The following is a 16,517-nucleotide window of genomic DNA, read 5'->3' on the forward strand; positions in this document are numbered from 1 at the left end:
CGACATAAAAGGATATCGATAATATCGGATCTGAAATTACCCATTTTACCTCTTCAAACGGGTGATGTCAGATCCGTTTTTTTCTGTTATAAAGATTGTGAAAGGATCGATATGCTCTAATACTTTTTACAGGAGGGATGATAATGGGACGAATATTAAAGAAGCGGTCTGTAATGATACTGCTTGCTCTTATGCTGATCATGGGTCTTGCTCCCATGACTGCGTCGGCGGAGCCGGGAACGGAAAACAAGGCGACAAGCGTTACAGTGAGCAATGTGACGCTGAATGATGGTGATCGTGCGACCACGGATGAAGATGGAACAGTTACGAAACAGGACCCCGGCGAGGAGAATTACAACGTAATGTTTTCTGACGGTGTTCTGTACCTCAGTAATGCAACCATCGTTGCACCTTCCGAACGTCACGGAATCAGTGCCGAAGGGGATATCACTATCGATATTTCGGGAACAAACAGCGTGACTGGCGGCAGCAACAGTCAAGGAGCAGAAGAAGCGAGTGACGGTATATTCGCAAAAGGCGATATAATCATCACCAGTACATCTGACAGTAATGGTGGTAGTCTGACTGCAGCCGGAGGAGCCGCAACCTACAGCGGCGGGATCTACAGCTCGGGAGGCGATGTGACCATCAACGGAGATGTTGAAAAAATAACTGCCAAAGGTGAAAAGGCTGCATTCGGAAGCGTCGGTATAGGCGCGGAAGCAGGAAATGTCATCATCAACGGCGGTACTGTTGAGGCGACCGGTGACGAAGCGACTACCAATGGCGCGAGCAATGGCATCTGGGCCGCCGGAGATGAGGCAGGTGAGATCTATATCAATGGAGGAAGTGTTACTGCCAACGGCGGCAAGGCTGTAAACGGCGATGGTATCTGCGCGGAAAACCATATAAGGATCAATACTACCGGTAATGTGAAGGCTAACGGCGGAGAAGGAAAGCACAGCAATGGTATATGCAGCGGAAGCGGAGACATTTCCATAAACGCCAACATCGAGGCCAAGGCCGGAAAGGCCAATACAGACAGCAGTGGCACGGAAAGCCAGACAGTACGTAAAGGTGGACATATCGTAGGAACGGATAATAACAGTAGCGTTGGTATCAGCGCTGAAGGAGGAGCCGTTTCTGTCAACGGTGGTACTGTTGTAGCCAATGGGAGCGAGGCGTTGGATAACAACGGCGTAAGCGATGGTATCCGCGCTGCGGAGGGCATCACCATCAAAGACGGAGCTGTATCCGCTGCCGGTGATAAAGCCAAGTACAGCGGCGGCATCTTCAGCGAAGCAGGAGACGTCATCATAGAAGGTGGTAAAGTGAGCAGCTCCGGAGGTCACGCAAGTGGAGAAAACAGCGGTAGCGTAGGGATCGGCTCAGATACCGGCAGCGTCAATATATCCGGCGGCAGCGTAGAGACTGAAGGATGCTGCGCCGACGGCACCGACAGCGTAAGTGATGGCATCCGTGCATATGAGGATATTATCATCAGCGGAGGCAGCGTGTTTGCTGAGAGTCAGAGGTATACAGTGGAGGCAGATCCGTCCGGATATAGCGGCGGCATCTTCAGTGAAGCAGGAGATGTCATCATAAGCGGAGATAGTACTGATGTCACTGCTCTCGGAGGAGAAGGAAGCGACGGCAGCGTTGGTATCAGCGCTATGAACGGCAATGCGATAATAAAAGGCGGTGTCGTGCTGGCTTTCGGGGCGGAAAGCAAGGGAGAAACCTATGGCATAAATGCATCCGATGTAATCGCTTCGCCGGCTCAGGGAAAGATGATAGCAGCAGAGACTGGCAGTGATATTGAAATCGACAGCACCGGAACAATCAGCGTGATCGGTGCGGCAGCCATCGAAGGCTCGCCTTTCAAAACCGAGACTTCTATGGGCAAAAGCTTCGGTCCGGTATTCCACAGCTATACAGCTGATGTCCCTGATGTGACTCCGGGAACCGACGATCCCGCAGGTAAAGATGATACTACCAAAGGAAAAGCCGGGACGCCGGGAACAGGCGATGATTTTAATGCCGCTCCTATGATAGCACTCATGGCTCTTGCGGCTGCGGCAGGAGGGATTGTCGTATATGGGACAAGGAAAAAACACAGAGCATGATATCGGTTGAGCAGATGTATGTGATGAAGAAAACAGATATCTGATTTTAATAAAAAATATGGGAGCGTGGGCTTGTTGACGATCCGCCTCCCTTATTTTTTTCGCGAAATATAGCGAAATATTCCGAAAAGTGTTCGCGGCTCCGAACATGTGAGCCTTTGGAAAAGGCGGATATAATGCGGGATCCCGGTTCAATTCAGGGAGCGGCCTTGAAAAAGTGCCGCTTCGATATCCGATTTACCTCCTCAAACGGGCGATGTCAGAATCGCTTTTTTTTGGTATAAATAATATGGATCAATATGTTTTATGTCAAGGGGCATTAAGGGTAAAGGGTTTGACATTTGGAGGAAGAGGGTATGAAGAACATTACGAAAAGGATCATCGCCGTAATATTGACAGTCACGCTCGCAGTCACGATCTATCCTGCCATAGGCTCGGCAAGGGCGGAAGCTGCACCGGCGGATAAGGTCGAGAAGACGGAAGCGGCGAACAAGGCGTCGACGACGTTCAAAAACGGGGACAAAGTGAACACGAGCGAGCTGACCGCTGCGTCCGCCGAAAGCGAAGCAAAGGCGGGATTCCTCAACGTAGTGGCCGATACGGACGCGAAAACCGTCGAGGTCGACTGGATGGGCGATGTAAATAAGATCGTGGTGAACCTTTATGAGGATGATTACGACGGCTCATTTGAAGAGCAAAGTCCGGTTTATGTGAAAAGCGTCGATGTCTCGCCTTCTGCGGAGAAAATCGTTACGACGGATATCGCCTTAGGTAATGGTATGCCGGAGTATTTCATACTGGAAGTGCTTTTGCAGGATGATGCCGGCAGCGATATGGCCGAGCCATACCTGTCAAACGCTTATTCGGAATCGATACGCAGCATCAGCGAAACGACGGCGGATGACTATCGTCATGAGGGCGACCGTCTGGTGGAGATGGCAGCCGATTCCGGCGTCAATGACGGCAGCTTCATGCTTCTTGCCGATGATGTCCTGCGCATAGAGGAAGGTACCGGAGGGGCAGAAGGTGCGGAAGGTGCAGGGGGCGTTCTGGTGGAGCTCGAGCAGACCAATGGCGGCGAGTATTTCTGCACTCTTGAGAATGTGGACAACAAGCTCGCGCGACAGCTCAAGGCTATCGATAAGGACGATCCTGTCTTCATTATAGATAAAACTTACGACGGGGGAGAGCCAGCGACAGGGTACCATATGTTCACCGCTGACGGCGCAAGCGTTGACAGTGAAGACGGCAGCGCGATACTCAGAGGAAGTATGGAAGAGGGGGTCGATGAAAACGGGAATTCTGATATTAAGACGCTGGGAACATTCCTGAAAGCTACGAATGTAACGGCGAGCGAAAAATATGAAGTTCCCATTGAGGGTTTTCCTATCGGTAGCTGGGGAACGTTAACCATGGACATAAAGGGCGAGCTAAAGGTTTCTTTTGTCGGGAATTTCGGCTGGAAGGAAAGCAGCATATCTATTTCCGTAATAAATGATATTGAATGTAGCGACACGGAAGTGGATCTCGATCTCCCTACGGCGACGAAAGATATCCCTATCGTGGAGGTTCCTATCGTAGTCACAGGCGTTGTCAATTTTGAATTCATTATCAATCTGAGGTTTTCCGGAACGGCTACGGGCGGGATAAGATTTGATATCAACATGCGCACCGGTATGGAGGTAGGCTCCAGGCTCGGATGGGGCGGCTTGGATCTCTTCGTAAACAACAAATCGACCATGCCTAAAACGACATTCCGCGGCTTTTCGCTTCAGGGCTCGGTATTCGTGGGCTTTGCGGGAGGTCTTTCGGCTAATGTATTTAAAATATTCGGCGTCGCCGCTGAGCTGGAGAGCGGGTTAGTGCTTACCGGAACGCTGACCAGCGGGCATTACTGGGATGGAGGCAGGAAATATCACGCATGTAAGGATTTCACGTGTATAGACGGCGATTTCAGCTATAAGCTGCTGGGATACAGTCTCAGCGTAAGCGCAGGAGTCTTCAGTAAAGGTGTATCCGGGGATTTTATGCCTACTGTCCAGATCACGCCGTTCTATTATTCGGGCACTTACGATGACTCGGCTGCTACGAACTGCCCTCACTGGGGGTATCGGCTCTACGTACATGTGAAAGATCATAGGGATAAAGCTGTCGCCGGGGCGGAGGTCTCATACAGTATCGATGACAAGCAGTTCGAATCGCTCAGCAGTGCGAAGACAAATTCGGAAGGCGTCGCTACTCTTTATCTGCCTGAGGAAGAGTATGATATAAACGTTTCATATAAGGACGATAAAACGGGACATACATTTGAAAGCAAGGGTAATATTTTTAACGAGGAGGGATATTCTGATGAAGGCGAGCTGATCACGCCGGAGACGACCATTGTACTGAACACGTCCTGCTATGAGCTCTCGTTTATAGACCTGGATCAGAGCGGTAAGGCTGAGAATATGCCAAGGACGATGTATGCGTACGGCGGTGACAGTGAAAAAACGATCCCGGACGTTGAACCGACAAAAGGAGGGCGAACCTTTGTAGGCTGGGCCACGGAGCAGGGCTCGACAGAGGTAAAATATAAGCCGAACGATAAAATTACTGTTAATCAGAATATCCAACTCTACGCGGTCTGGGCGTACGACGAGTATACGATCAAATTCGACTCCAATAAGCCGGGGAACGCTTCTGATGAGATCAAGGGCGATATGACGGATATGGAAATAACTTATAAGGCGGGAGAGTCTGATAATATTAGTGCGAATGAATATACTCTCACAGGCTGGGAATTCACCGGCTGGAGCACGACTCCGTATGCTTTCGACCCTGATGCTGTTGAATATAAAGACAAGGCGGCTATATCACATGAAACTCTGCGCAAGGGCATGAAGCAGACCATAACCCTCTACGCCCAGTGGGAGCCGAAGCTGTATACGGTGACATTTAAAGATGAAGACGGAGACGGCAGCACTGAGACTCAGAATATGTACTACGACACACCGACAGCGCTAAAGTCATGTAATTTTACAAAAGCGGGTAATGTATTCACCCACTGGTCTACGCCAAGATTGGGCAGTCGTTATGCTGACGGGGCCATGGTGACTAATCTCTGTACAGTAAAAGAAGACACCGGTGAATTGCAAGGGGATACGCTCACCGCCAACTGGGTCGAAACGAATGGGGCGACGATAATCATCATGGATAATGGACAGCTCGTGAATGTAGACGATGAGAAAAGCGATATTAAATTGATTGAGGCTTATAGGGGTGAGGAGACGTACCAAGGTGTATTTGAGAAAAAAGCCTCGGGTATCTATTCGATAAGAGAAGACGCTGCAATACCTAAAGGAACATACGAGGTCGAATTCACAGGAGACTTGGCGGTATATGATGCCGGCGGCAGGACGATAGAGGTAGATGATTATGCGGGAACATATAATTTTGATTATTATACGGTAGAGATCTCGTGCGATGAACACGGAACTTCGTGGATAGGAGAAAAAGGCAAGAAGACGGCAGAAAAAGTATTGCGCGGAACAAAAATAGCTATCGGCACAAGCGTTCCTGAAAACAGCGGCTATCACTTTGAAAGCTATACGGCACTGGGTTCGGCTCCTGGCTGGGAAAATGAAAATGATGGTCCGACTGCAGCGGAGCAGACTATCACCGTTACCGGACAGATGGAAATAGAGGCGCACACTGCCGCGAACCTTTATCATGTCGTGTTCCATGCCAATGACGGCGAGACCGAATGGACGATAAAGCAGGATATGGTCTACGATGAGCCGCAGAGGCTGTTTGCGAACCAGTTCGAGCGGTACGGGTATACGTTTGCCGGCTGGACGACGACTGAAGACTGGACCGGTCATGAGTATGGAGATCGTGCAGAGGTGGAGAACCTTACCGCTGTAAATGGCGGAAGTGTTGATCTCTACGCTCAGTGGAATCCGGTTCCGGTAATGATAGAATTTAATCCTAACGGCGATGACGATGATGTTGAGGGAACGATGCTTGATCAGGAGACCTTCTATGAGAGCCGTACGACTCTCTACAAATGCAGTTTCACCAGACCTCACTGGGATTTCATCGGCTGGAACACCGAGCCTGACGGCAGCGGTATATCGTATCCTGATGAAGCAGAATATGTTTCACATAGCATAGATAAAAAAGATGAAGACGGAAATGCTGTTCTCAAGTTGTACGCCCAGTGGGAGCCGACGGAGTACACCATAGGCTACGACCTTGCCGGAGGTACGGTATTGGAAGGAAATCCGACGACATATAATATTGAAACTGAGGAATTCACCCTTAAAAACCCTGAACGCGTGGGATACATTTTCCTGGGCTGGACCGGCTTCAACGGCGACAAGCCTGAAAAGAAAGTGACGATAAGTAAAGGCTCTCACGGCAACAGAGAGTATACGGCCAACTGGAAGGCTGAGGAAAAGACGCTGAAATTCGATCCGAACGGCGGCGAGTGGGAAGACGGAAAGACAGAGACACTTGCAAAGAAGGCCGATTATGACAGCACCGTTATCATCCCTGACGCGCCTGCGAGGGAGCACTATACTTTCGAGTTTTGGGAAGACGAAAGCGGAAACAAATACATACCGGGACATGAGTATAAAGTGCGAGACGATCAGGAGTTCAAAGCTCTGTGGGAGCCTGTACAGTATGTCATAGAATATGACCTTGCGGGAGGAACGGTAGCGGAGGACGCCAACCCGACCGTATATACGACGGAGACCGACGACTTCACTCTCGCGGCGCCGGAGCGTGACGGATATATATTCCTGGGCTGGACCGGCTCCAACGGCGACAAGCCTGAAAAGGAAGTTACGATAGAAATGGGATCAGGAGGCGATAAAAGCTATACAGCCAACTGGGAGCCTGTGAAGACGGCAACACCGGAAGATGAGACAAAGGATAAAGGAACGCCTACGGGAGACAGTTTCGACCCATTGCTCTGGGGAGTTCTCCTCTTGAGCTCCGCAGCTGTGTTGGCGGTTCTTTATGGCAGAAGGCGAAGGAGCAGATAAAGGCTGCCTGTTTTGTTGCGATCCCGGTTTGTCATGAAAAGCGGGAGGATATCATAGACCAGTATTTCCTGCATTGATAAAAAAGCTGCCGCGGAATATGTTCCGCGGCAGTATATGTATCGTATGTGAGAACCTTTTAGCCGAAGTATCTCTTGAGGAGACCCTGGAATGCTCTTCCGTGTCTTGCTTCGTCCTTGGCCATTTCGTGAACTGTATCGTGGATGGCGTCCAGATTCTGCTGCTTAGCCTTTGTTGCCAGCTCTTTCTTGCCTGCACATGCGCCGGCTTCGGCTTCTACTCTCATCTCCAGATTCTTCTTCGTGGAATCAGTAACTACCTCGCCCAGCAGTTCAGCGAACTTGGCGGCGTGCTCTGCCTCTTCCCATGCAGCCTTCTCCCAGTAAAGCCCGATCTCAGGATATCCTTCTCTGTGGGCAACTCTTGCCATAGCCAGATACATTCCGACTTCTGAGCATTCGCCATTGAAGTTGTCTCTGAGACCCTGGATGATCTCAGGATCAACGCCCTGAGCAACGCCTACAACGTGATCGTCAACGAATTCGATAGCGCCTTCCTTTACCTCAACGAATTTGTCCGCAGGAACGCCGCACTGTGGACATTTTTCCGGTGGCTGAGGTCCTTCATAAGTGTATCCGCATACTGAACAAGTCCATTTCATAATCATCTTCCTCCTTTTACATTTAAGTGTTTATTGATTTGAGTGTGTGTAATCTTTGGTATATCCGTATAATATACCATTTTGGTAAAGAATGCAATACCTTTTGGAAAAATTTTTTAAAAAATGCATGGAAAAGTCCAAACACTGCTGGCCGTATGAGCCGCGTAAAAAGTACACAAGCTTTACACTTTACCTGAAGGTCGGCGTCGTGGTATAATAATTGTGATAATTTAACAGTACAGAAAGGTGAGTACCGTGAAAATATACAGGATAACAGCGGCGTTTTTACTGATAGTTTTGAGCATAGCGACATTTTCCGGATGCACGACCTTCGATAATTTCAAAACAGCATTTATAGATAAACCGGAGGAAAATACGGCGACGATACTCATCGGAGTATACGAGCCGATGACGGGAGTCGACAGTGAAAGCAGCCGGGCGGAGATAGAGGGGATAGAACTGGCTCATGAGATGTATCCTACCGTAAACGGGAAATTCGTACAGCTGGAATACGCGGATAACGCTTCCGATATATATGCTGCGGAGACGGCGATAAAGGAGCTTATCCTGAAGGAACCGGCCGTCATTCTCGGCAGCTATGGAAGCGTGTATTCCATGGTTGCGGGAGAGTATATCAATGAGGCTCAGATACCTGCCATAGCGATAACCAATACCAACCCTCTTGTTACCAGCAATAACGACTATTACTTCAGGGTATGTTACGTTGACTCCAATCAGGGAGATATATTGGCCAGGTACGTGTTGGAAAGCAAGAAGGAGACTACGGCCGGGGTATTGCTGCCTGAAGGTGATGACGCGGCGATGGCTATGGCTACGGCCTTTACCGACAGGATAAAGGCGGAGACAGAAAATGAAGATGCCATAACGGTATACGAGGAATATACTCCGGGCGATAAAGACTTCAGCGCTCAGCTGGAGGCGGTGGAGAAAGCAGGCGTCAAAAGTGTGCTGCTGCCGGGAGACAACATAGATTCGATCAACATAATAAAACAGGCTTCGGATATGGGACTTGACGTAGTCTTTCTGGGGGATAAGGACTGGAGCAGTGATGAATTTCAGGATCTTGCCGACGGAGTGGCTACTGATGCCAACACGGCTTTCGTGAATTTCTATGCTGCTGATGAGGCGGTGAACGAAGAGGCTGAGAAATTCCTCAAAGCTTATCACGAAAAATATGGCGAGAACAGTGTTCCTGAGGATGCTGTTGCGTTGGGATACGATTCATATATAATAGCTCTCGATGCCATTGACCGGGCGGACGATGACGCTACCGGCGAAGAGATACGGGATGTGCTAAAGGCGGAGAGGAGCTTCCAGGGCGCTTCGGGAACGATAACGTTCAACACTACGGGGGATCCTATAAAGACCGCCTACATAAGCACATGGAGAGATGGGGAACTGGTTTCTATCTACACGGTAGATCCGGTTTAGTGATGTATTTGTAACATAAGCGGTCATAAATTTTGTCCGTTTGTAAATAATAATGATAAAGGAGAAGAACATGGAACAGAAGATCAAAGATGCGTTGGAGCAGATAAGACCATTTTTGCAGAGAGACGGCGGAGATATCGAATTCGTGGAGTATACCGATGACAATATCGTCAAGGTGAGACTCCAGGGACATTGTGCCGGATGCCCGGGCGCTCAGATGACTATCAAGGGCGTTGTGGAAAAGATACTGAAGGAAAGTTATCCTGAGGTAGCCGGTGTGGAAGCGGTGCTGTAACGTCATGGGCTTGCTTAATGATGTAAATGATAAGATAGCCGAAAACAGGGCAGAGATGCTTGCGTCTCTGTCCGCTCTTATATCTGTACCGAGCGTAGCGGTCGGCCCTGATGGAGATAAGCCCTTTGGAGAGAATGTCCACAGAGCGCTGGAGTACATGCTCCGGCTGGCGGAACAGGAAGGCTTTGAAACGTACAATGCTGACAATTATGGAGGACATATAGATCTTAAAGGCACAGAAGACGGCGTAGTGGCCATAGTGGGACATCTGGACGTGGTTCCGGAAGGCGATGGATGGGATTTCGACCCTTATGGCGGATCCATAGAGGACGGATATGTATGCGGCAGAGGCGCTGTCGATGACAAAGGCCCCGTGATAGCGTCTTTCTATGGGATGAAGGCTCTCAAAGACTGTGGATATCAGCCAAAGAGGACCATCAGGCTCATTTTGGGGCTTGATGAGGAAACCAATTGGGAAGGAATGGATCATTACCTTTCGCACGTGGAACAGGTGCCGGAGCTGGGATTCACGCCCGACGCGGATTTTCCTGCCATTTATGGGGAAAAAGGCATTATCGTATTCGATATAGTCAGGAAATTCGATGCTTTTGGCGGGAAGGGGCTGGAACTCAGTTCGATGAAAGGTGGTAACGCGGCTAATTCGGTGGCGGACTTTGCCCGCGCAGTGCTCCATGACAGCTCAGGAGCCGGGTATGACAAGATAAAAGAGCAGGTATCGGATTTCCGTACCGAAAAAGGCTGTGAGATCAATTGCAGAGGGATGGGAAAAAGCCTGGAGATCATAGCCAGAGGTGTTTCGGCTCACGGCGCGACTCCGGAACAGGGAAAGAACGCTGTTTCCATCATCATGGAGCTGTTGGGGAGGATAAATTTTGCCAACGAGAGCACCAATGATTTCATCGCATTTTATAATGACCATATAGGATATGATCTCCATGGGGAACGGATAGGCTGTCCGTTGGAGGATGAGCAGTCGGGCAAGCTGGTGTTCAACGTGGGGATGATAGAGGCTGATAAGAAGACCGCCAGACTGACGGTCAACGTCAGGTATCCTGTCACGGCGAGCGATGAGCAGGTATATGAGGATATGATGACTGTATTGGGAGATTATGAACTGGGGATAGTCAAGGGGAAGACCCAGGAACCGATATACATCCCGAAGGACGATCCGCTTGTCGAGACGCTGATGGATATATACAGGCGAAATACAGGTGATGATGAAAGTCAGCCACTGGTCATAGGCGGTGGTACCTACGCCAGAGCTGTCAAAAATACAGTAGCTTTCGGCGCAAGATTCCCCGGTGAACCGGAGCTGGCCCACCAGAGAAATGAAAAGATCCCGGTAGAAAATATGACGAAATTGGCTCAGATATATGCTGAGGCAGCATACAGACTGTCGGAGCTGGAGGATGATGACAAATAGAGACATATATTGAATAATTGTGCATAAATATTCAATATCTTGGGAAAAAACAGGAGCATAACAGTGTCAGGAACCGCAAAACTTGACAAATGCTCCTTTTTTGTTACAATGGTCTCACATGCATATAAGTGTATAAATCTGATGTTGGGAGAACAGATATGAAGATAAATATCAAGGATGTCTTTGAGCGAGAGGAAAAGGATGTCCATATACATACTAATGACAGACTTGACATAGATGAGATATTTGCTGAGGCTGGAGCAGTCGCGGAAGAACATGAGCCCGCGGACGATATGGGGGAAGAACAGGCTGAGTCGGAGGAGCAGCCTGAGCCGGAAGAGTCGCCTGAACCGGAAGAATCACCTGAGCCGGAAGAGTTGCCTGAACCGGAGGAGCAGCCTGAGCCGGAGGAGGCGTCAGGGCCGGGAGAACAGCTGCGGGAACAGGCCGGTCAGGAGGAGGAAACGGAGACAGCTGCTGAGGCGCAGGAGACAGAAGAGCCACCTGAGACGGAAGAACAGACTGAGTCGGAAGAGTCGCCTGAACCGGAAGAATCACCTGAACCGGAAGAGGTGACTGAACCGGAGGAACAGTCTAAATCGGAAGAACCACTTGAACCGGAGGAACAGGTTGAACCGGAAGAAGAAACTGAAGCGGCAGACGCCGGTCACGAGAACAGTGAAGAAAACGTGACATCTGAGGCGGATGAAACGGACAGCAAGTCCGGGCCTCCGTTTTATAAGAGATATATGACACAGGGAGCCATCGCAGCATCCTTCGTGGCATTGCTGGCGGTGGTGGTCGTTTACACCACAATGATCCCGAGGGAGGTATACGCCACTATAAATGGTGAGGAGTTCACTTTCAACAGCAAGGCGCATACGGTGGAGGGTTTTCTTGAGGAAGAACAGATAGATTTCGGCGACAATGATTATATATCCACACCGCTGACGACTTTTATATACGACGGGATAGAGCTGGATATCCAGCATGCAACTGATTTCAAAGTGACGGCGGATGGTAAGACGAGATCGTACGAGAGCCTGGCCAATACAGTGGGCGAAGCGCTTGATGACGCGGGTATCAAATTGGATGAGGACGATATAGTCACTCCTCAAAAGGATGAGCTTCTCACCAGCGATCTGGAGATCGTGGTTCAGAGAGTCGATGTCAAGGTGGAAGTGGTAGAAGAAGCCGTCCCTTTCGAGACAGTGGAGAAGGATGACAGCTCGCTGGACGAGGGGACCAGTAAAGTGGTCACGGAAGGCGTCGAAGGGAAGGACCAGGTGACGTATAGCGTCACATATGTTGATGGAAAAGAAACTTCCCGCAAGGAAACAGCAAGGACTACACTGACCGCTGCTGTCGATAAGGTCATCGCCAATGGGACCAGGATAAATTACAATGGGCAGACCTACAGCAGAAAGCTGGTCGTAAAGGCTTACGCCTATACGGGAGGCGGAAGGACGGCTATGGGGACAAGAGCCAGAGTGGGAGAGATAGCGGTAGATCCGAGCGTCATCCCACTGGGGACTAACGTATATATAGAGGGAGTAGGAGCAAGGCGTGCCGAGGACACCGGCGGAAACATAAAAGGCAATACTATAGATATTTACATGAATACTGAAAGTGAGTGCAGGAGCTGGGGCGTCAGGTACGTGACGATATATATTCAATAAAAGGGGAAGGGTGATATCAATTGTACAATCCACAGCTGGAAACATTTGTCTGTGTCGTGGAAGCGGGCAGCTTCAATAAAGCCGCGGAAAGGCTGTACATCTCTCCTCCTGCGGTGATAAAACAGATAAATCTCCTTGAGGAAAACCTGGATATCAGGCTTTTCATACGCACTCACAGAGGGCTGCAGATGACAGAAGCCGGAAAGTCCCTTTATCAGGACGCCAAATATATCATCCAGTATTGCAAGGATTCCGTTACAAGAGCCAGGAATGCCATGCAGGAGAGCGAAGAGATAATCCGCATCGGTACATCCATGATGACGCCGGCGCAGATACTGGTAGATCTTTGGCCCAGGCTGCAGGAGTATTGTCCTGACATCAAGTTCAGGCTGGTACCTTTTGAGAATACTCCGGAGAACGCCAGGGAGATCCTGGGCAATCTGGGACAGAACATAGATGTGGTGGCCGGTATCTTCGATGAAACCATGCTCCAGCTGAGGCGTTGCGCGGGACTGGAAATCTCCAGAGAATCCATATGCTGCGCGGTGTCCATACACCACAGGCTGGCTGTTAAGGAAAGATTGACAGTAAATGATCTGCATGGGGAAACGTTGATGTTGATGCGCCGCAACTGGAGCCATTATGTGGATATGCTCAGGGACGATCTGCGTGAGAATCATCCTGAGATATCGATAGAGGATTTTGATTTTTACGATGTTACGGCATTCAATAAGTGCGAAAACAATAATTGCGTATTGATGGCTATAGAAAACTGGAAATATGTACACCCGCTTTTGAAGATACTTCCGGTGGACTGGGGATATACCATTCCGTTCGGTCTGCTCCATTCGCCTGAACCTTCGCCGATGGTGAGCAGGTTCCTCAAAGCGGTGGAAAAGGTATTGGTCCAACAGCGCTGAAAACAGCTGTTAACTTTAAGGTATAAACAGGATAACGAATCGAGACTTCCAATCAGGTCTCGATTTTTTTATTATGTAATCAGGAAAAGGGAAGAGGTGTAAGAGCTGTGGAGAGGAAACATGGATGAGCCTTATACGGTGGATACGAAGATATCGGAAGTGATAAGTGATCCGGTATTGGGAGAGTATGGAAGACTGATATTCCCGGTCGACAGAGGATATTGCAGCGGCGATACTCTGGGAGATCTGCGATTGGCATGGTATAGCGATATAGATCCGGACAAGACCGTGGAGATAGCCAATTATCTAAGAGCGCGTGCGGCGGCAGGCCAGACGGTGTTTTACGATATATACACCGATGAGGAAAAAGCGGATGACCCGGCAAAGGAAGACACAGGGTTGTTTTTCTTCAAAGGAAAGGCGGGAGCGCCTTTCGCCGTATGCAACGCAGGCGGCGGGTTCGCATATGTAGGCGCGATGCAGGACAGCTTCCCGCACGCGCTGGAACTTTCGAAGAAAGGGTACAATGCCTTCACTTTGATATACAGGCCGGGCGCTCAGACAGCCTGTGAAGATCTGGCCAGGGCCATCAGCTTCATATTCGAAAATGCCGATAGACTGGAAGCAGGTACAGATTGCTACTCACTGTGGGGCGGCTCCGCGGGAGGCCGTATGGCGGCGTGGTTGGGATCGTATGGGCCGGCTGCCTTCGGAGGAGATGTGCTGCCTCGTCCGGGAGCCGTTATCATGCAGTACACAGGCCATTCGGAATATACGGGAAACGATCCGCCGACATATGCCTGCGTCGGAGAGGAAGACTGGATAGCCAACTGGCGGGTAATGGAACGGCGCTTGCGGCGGCTCAGCTCTTTGGGGATCGCGACGGAATTCCATCATTATCCCGGTCTCAGCCACGGTTTCGGGCTGGGGACGGGAACAGTCGCGGAAGGATGGATTGATGAGGCGATGGATTTCTGGGAAGCGCAGATGGACAATGATCGAAAGTAGAAAGGAGATATTGAGATGAAGAAAATTGCGGTATTGTTGATGAGTTTTGTAATGGCAGCAGGGCTTGCGGCCTGCAGCAGCGGAGGTTCTACAGACACTTCGGCGGCATCGGGACAGAATACACAGGAGGCATCTTCCGGTAACGGGAACACATTGGTGGTATATTATTCCGCTACGGGCAATACTGAGAGAGCAGCGCAGTATATAGCTGATGCGACAGGGGGAGACATATTCGAACTGGAACCGGTGGATCCGTATACTGATGAGGATCTGGACTGGACCAACGATAACAGCCGAGTGACCGTGGAGCACGACAATGAAGACCAGAGGGATGTGGAGCTGGTAGCCGATACAGTGGATAACTGGGATTCGTATGATACGGTATTCGTGGGCTACCCTATCTGGTGGGGTATCGCCGCATGGCCGGTGGATGGATTCATCGAAGCCAACGATTTTACAGGAAAGACTGTGATCCCGTTTTGTACATCATCCAGCTCGGATATAGGCGACAGCGGACAATTGCTGGCGGATATGGCAGGAACAGGCAACTGGCTGGAAGGTCAGAGGTTTTCCTCAGGAGTGAGTCAGGATGAAGTAGACCGGTGGGTAGAAAGCCTGGGACTGTAAGAACGGATAGTGATAGGAATGATCGTTTTGAGAAAAGAGTGATGATGAGATGCGAAAAAGACTTTTGGGAAAGGATCTGGAAGTATCAGCTGTAGGATTGGGATGTATGGGCTTTTCCCATGCTTACGGAGCGCCTACAGATGAGAAGACAGTTGTTGAAAGGATAAGACAGGCTGTGGAGATTGGGTATACCTTTTTCGATACGGCGGAAGTATATGGCACGGCCGATGATCCCCATGTCAACGAGCGACTGGTGGGAGAAGCGCTGGAACATGTGCGTGATAAAGTTGTCATAGCCACCAAGTTCGGACTGAGCTTCGATATGGAAAGCGGAAAAGTCCCTTATCCGTTGATCCCGGATTCCCGGCCGGAAACCGTCAGGAAGTCGGTCGAAGGCTCATTGAGAAGGCTCGGGACCGATCACATAGATCTGTATTACCAGCATCGTATAGATCCGAAGGTGGCTCCGGAAGAGGTGGCACAGGTCATGTCGGAACTGATGCGCGAAGGAAAGATAACTCACTGGGGGATCTCAGAGGGGGATGAAGAATATCTGAGAAGAGCCAATGCCGTGTGTCCGGTGACTACGGTCCAGAACAGGTATTCCATGATGGCACGGCAGCACGAAAAATTGTTTCCTGTGCTGGAAGAGCTGGGGATAGGATTCGTAGCTTTTTCACCTATGGCCAACGGGTTTCTGACCGGCAGATACGCCAAAGGCGAACCTTTCGACAGGAAATACGATTATCGGGCTTCGATGCCTCAGTTTGCTGATGAGGCGATAGATGAAAACAGGGAGCTGCTGGGATTATTGTCCGGGATGGCTGAGGAAAAGGACGCGACGCCGGCTCAGATATCCATGGCGTGGATGCTGTGTAAAAAGCCGTGGATAGTGCCAATACCCGGGACTCGAAAGCCGGACAGGATGAAGGAAAATGCCGGAGCGGCAGATATCATGCTTACGGCAGACGAGGTGGCGAGACTGGATGAGGCCCTCGAAAATATGTCCATGTCAGATGTGTTTGGCGGGACGGGAACAGTGAAGAAACAGGAGGCAAAATGATGACAGATAAAAAATCACGGCCTTTTGTCGTATGCCATATGCTGTGCCCTATCGACGGGAAAATAGAGGGGAACTTCATGTCAGCTCCTGAGAGCGCCAGCTGCATAAAAAAATACGGTGATCTCAGGAGCACATTCGGGTGCTAGGCGGTCCTGTATGGGACGAGGACAGCGGCGGAATCTTTCGCGTCG

General features: G+C 50.0%; 12 protein-coding genes. 11 read left to right on the forward strand and 1 reads right to left on the reverse strand.

What is annotated here, in order from left to right; genetic code table 11:
- The first annotated feature begins 143 nt into the window (after positions 1–143).
- Both ACQY69_RS10435 and ACQY69_RS10440 read left to right on the forward strand, forming a co-directional pair.
- On the forward strand, positions 144–2,126 hold the full coding sequence (locus ACQY69_RS10435; protein ID WP_428260457.1) for a hypothetical protein: 1,983 nt from the start codon (positions 144–146) through the stop codon (positions 2,124–2,126).
- A 356-nt stretch (positions 2,127–2,482) separates the two neighbouring features.
- Positions 2,483–7,159, forward strand: coding sequence for an InlB B-repeat-containing protein (locus ACQY69_RS10440; protein WP_428260458.1), 4,677 nt, complete (start codon positions 2,483–2,485; stop codon positions 7,157–7,159).
- Between the two features lie 136 nt (positions 7,160–7,295).
- Here ACQY69_RS10440 and ACQY69_RS10445 read toward each other — a convergent pair whose 3' ends face one another.
- Complete coding sequence (locus ACQY69_RS10445) at positions 7,296–7,841, reverse strand: NADH peroxidase (RefSeq protein ID WP_428261051.1); 546 nt, start codon at positions 7,839–7,841, stop codon at positions 7,296–7,298.
- Between the two features lie 252 nt (positions 7,842–8,093).
- Here ACQY69_RS10445 and ACQY69_RS10450 point away from each other — a divergent pair, with 252 nt between their 5' ends.
- From ACQY69_RS10450 to ACQY69_RS10490, 9 genes are all read left to right on the forward strand, one after another.
- Positions 8,094–9,290: an ABC transporter substrate-binding protein gene (locus ACQY69_RS10450; protein ID WP_428260459.1), complete on the forward strand. Its 1,197-nt coding sequence runs from the start codon at positions 8,094–8,096 to the stop codon at positions 9,288–9,290.
- Between the two features lie 70 nt (positions 9,291–9,360).
- The gene (locus ACQY69_RS10455; RefSeq protein WP_428260460.1) at positions 9,361–9,585 is read left to right on the forward strand and encodes a NifU family protein; all 225 of its coding nucleotides are present in this window, start codon (positions 9,361–9,363) and stop codon (positions 9,583–9,585) included.
- A gap of 4 nt (positions 9,586–9,589) precedes the next feature.
- Positions 9,590–11,029, forward strand: a complete 1,440-nt coding sequence (pepV, locus tag ACQY69_RS10460; protein WP_428260461.1) for a dipeptidase PepV — start codon at positions 9,590–9,592, stop codon at positions 11,027–11,029.
- A gap of 158 nt (positions 11,030–11,187) precedes the next feature.
- The gene (locus ACQY69_RS10465; RefSeq protein WP_428260462.1) at positions 11,188–12,708 is read left to right on the forward strand and encodes a G5 domain-containing protein; all 1,521 of its coding nucleotides are present in this window, start codon (positions 11,188–11,190) and stop codon (positions 12,706–12,708) included.
- Between the two features lie 20 nt (positions 12,709–12,728).
- Complete coding sequence (locus tag ACQY69_RS10470) at positions 12,729–13,628, forward strand: LysR family transcriptional regulator (protein WP_428260463.1); 900 nt, start codon at positions 12,729–12,731, stop codon at positions 13,626–13,628.
- Positions 13,629–13,748: 120 nt separating this feature from the next.
- On the forward strand, positions 13,749–14,636 hold the full coding sequence (locus ACQY69_RS10475; protein ID WP_428260464.1) for an alpha/beta hydrolase: 888 nt from the start codon (positions 13,749–13,751) through the stop codon (positions 14,634–14,636).
- Positions 14,637–14,651: 15 nt separating this feature from the next.
- The gene (locus tag ACQY69_RS10480; protein ID WP_428260465.1) at positions 14,652–15,263 is read left to right on the forward strand and encodes a flavodoxin; all 612 of its coding nucleotides are present in this window, start codon (positions 14,652–14,654) and stop codon (positions 15,261–15,263) included.
- 49 nt (positions 15,264–15,312) lie between these two features.
- A complete protein-coding gene (locus tag ACQY69_RS10485; RefSeq protein WP_428260466.1) occupies positions 15,313–16,326 on the forward strand; it encodes an aldo/keto reductase in 1,014 nt (337 codons plus the stop codon).
- A complete protein-coding gene (locus ACQY69_RS10490) occupies positions 16,323–16,472 on the forward strand; it encodes a hypothetical protein (RefSeq protein ID WP_428260467.1) in 150 nt (49 codons plus the stop codon). Before ACQY69_RS10485 ends, ACQY69_RS10490 begins: the two co-directional genes overlap by 4 nt.
- Positions 16,473–16,517 lie beyond the last annotated feature (45 nt).

The sequence above is a fragment of the Gallibacter sp. Marseille-QA0791 genome, assembly GCF_965119705.1.
GTDB lineage: Bacteria > Bacillota > Clostridia > Peptostreptococcales > Anaerovoracaceae > Lentihominibacter > Lentihominibacter excrementipullorum.

Coding starts and splice junctions, on each gene's coding strand:
- ACQY69_RS10440 (WP_428260458.1), top strand. CDS start 2,483: ATGAAGAACATTACGAAAAGGATCATCGCCGTAATATTGACAGTCACG.
- ACQY69_RS10435 (WP_428260457.1), top strand. CDS start 144: ATGGGACGAATATTAAAGAAGCGGTCTGTAATGATACTGCTTGCTCTT.
- ACQY69_RS10455 (WP_428260460.1), top strand. CDS start 9,361: ATGGAACAGAAGATCAAAGATGCGTTGGAGCAGATAAGACCATTTTTG.
- pepV (WP_428260461.1), top strand. CDS start 9,590: ATGGGCTTGCTTAATGATGTAAATGATAAGATAGCCGAAAACAGGGCA.
- ACQY69_RS10490 (WP_428260467.1), top strand. CDS start 16,323: ATGATGACAGATAAAAAATCACGGCCTTTTGTCGTATGCCATATGCTG.
- ACQY69_RS10480 (WP_428260465.1), top strand. CDS start 14,652: ATGAAGAAAATTGCGGTATTGTTGATGAGTTTTGTAATGGCAGCAGGG.
- ACQY69_RS10485 (WP_428260466.1), top strand. CDS start 15,313: ATGCGAAAAAGACTTTTGGGAAAGGATCTGGAAGTATCAGCTGTAGGA.
- ACQY69_RS10475 (WP_428260464.1), top strand. CDS start 13,749: ATGGATGAGCCTTATACGGTGGATACGAAGATATCGGAAGTGATAAGT.
- ACQY69_RS10465 (WP_428260462.1), top strand. CDS start 11,188: ATGAAGATAAATATCAAGGATGTCTTTGAGCGAGAGGAAAAGGATGTC.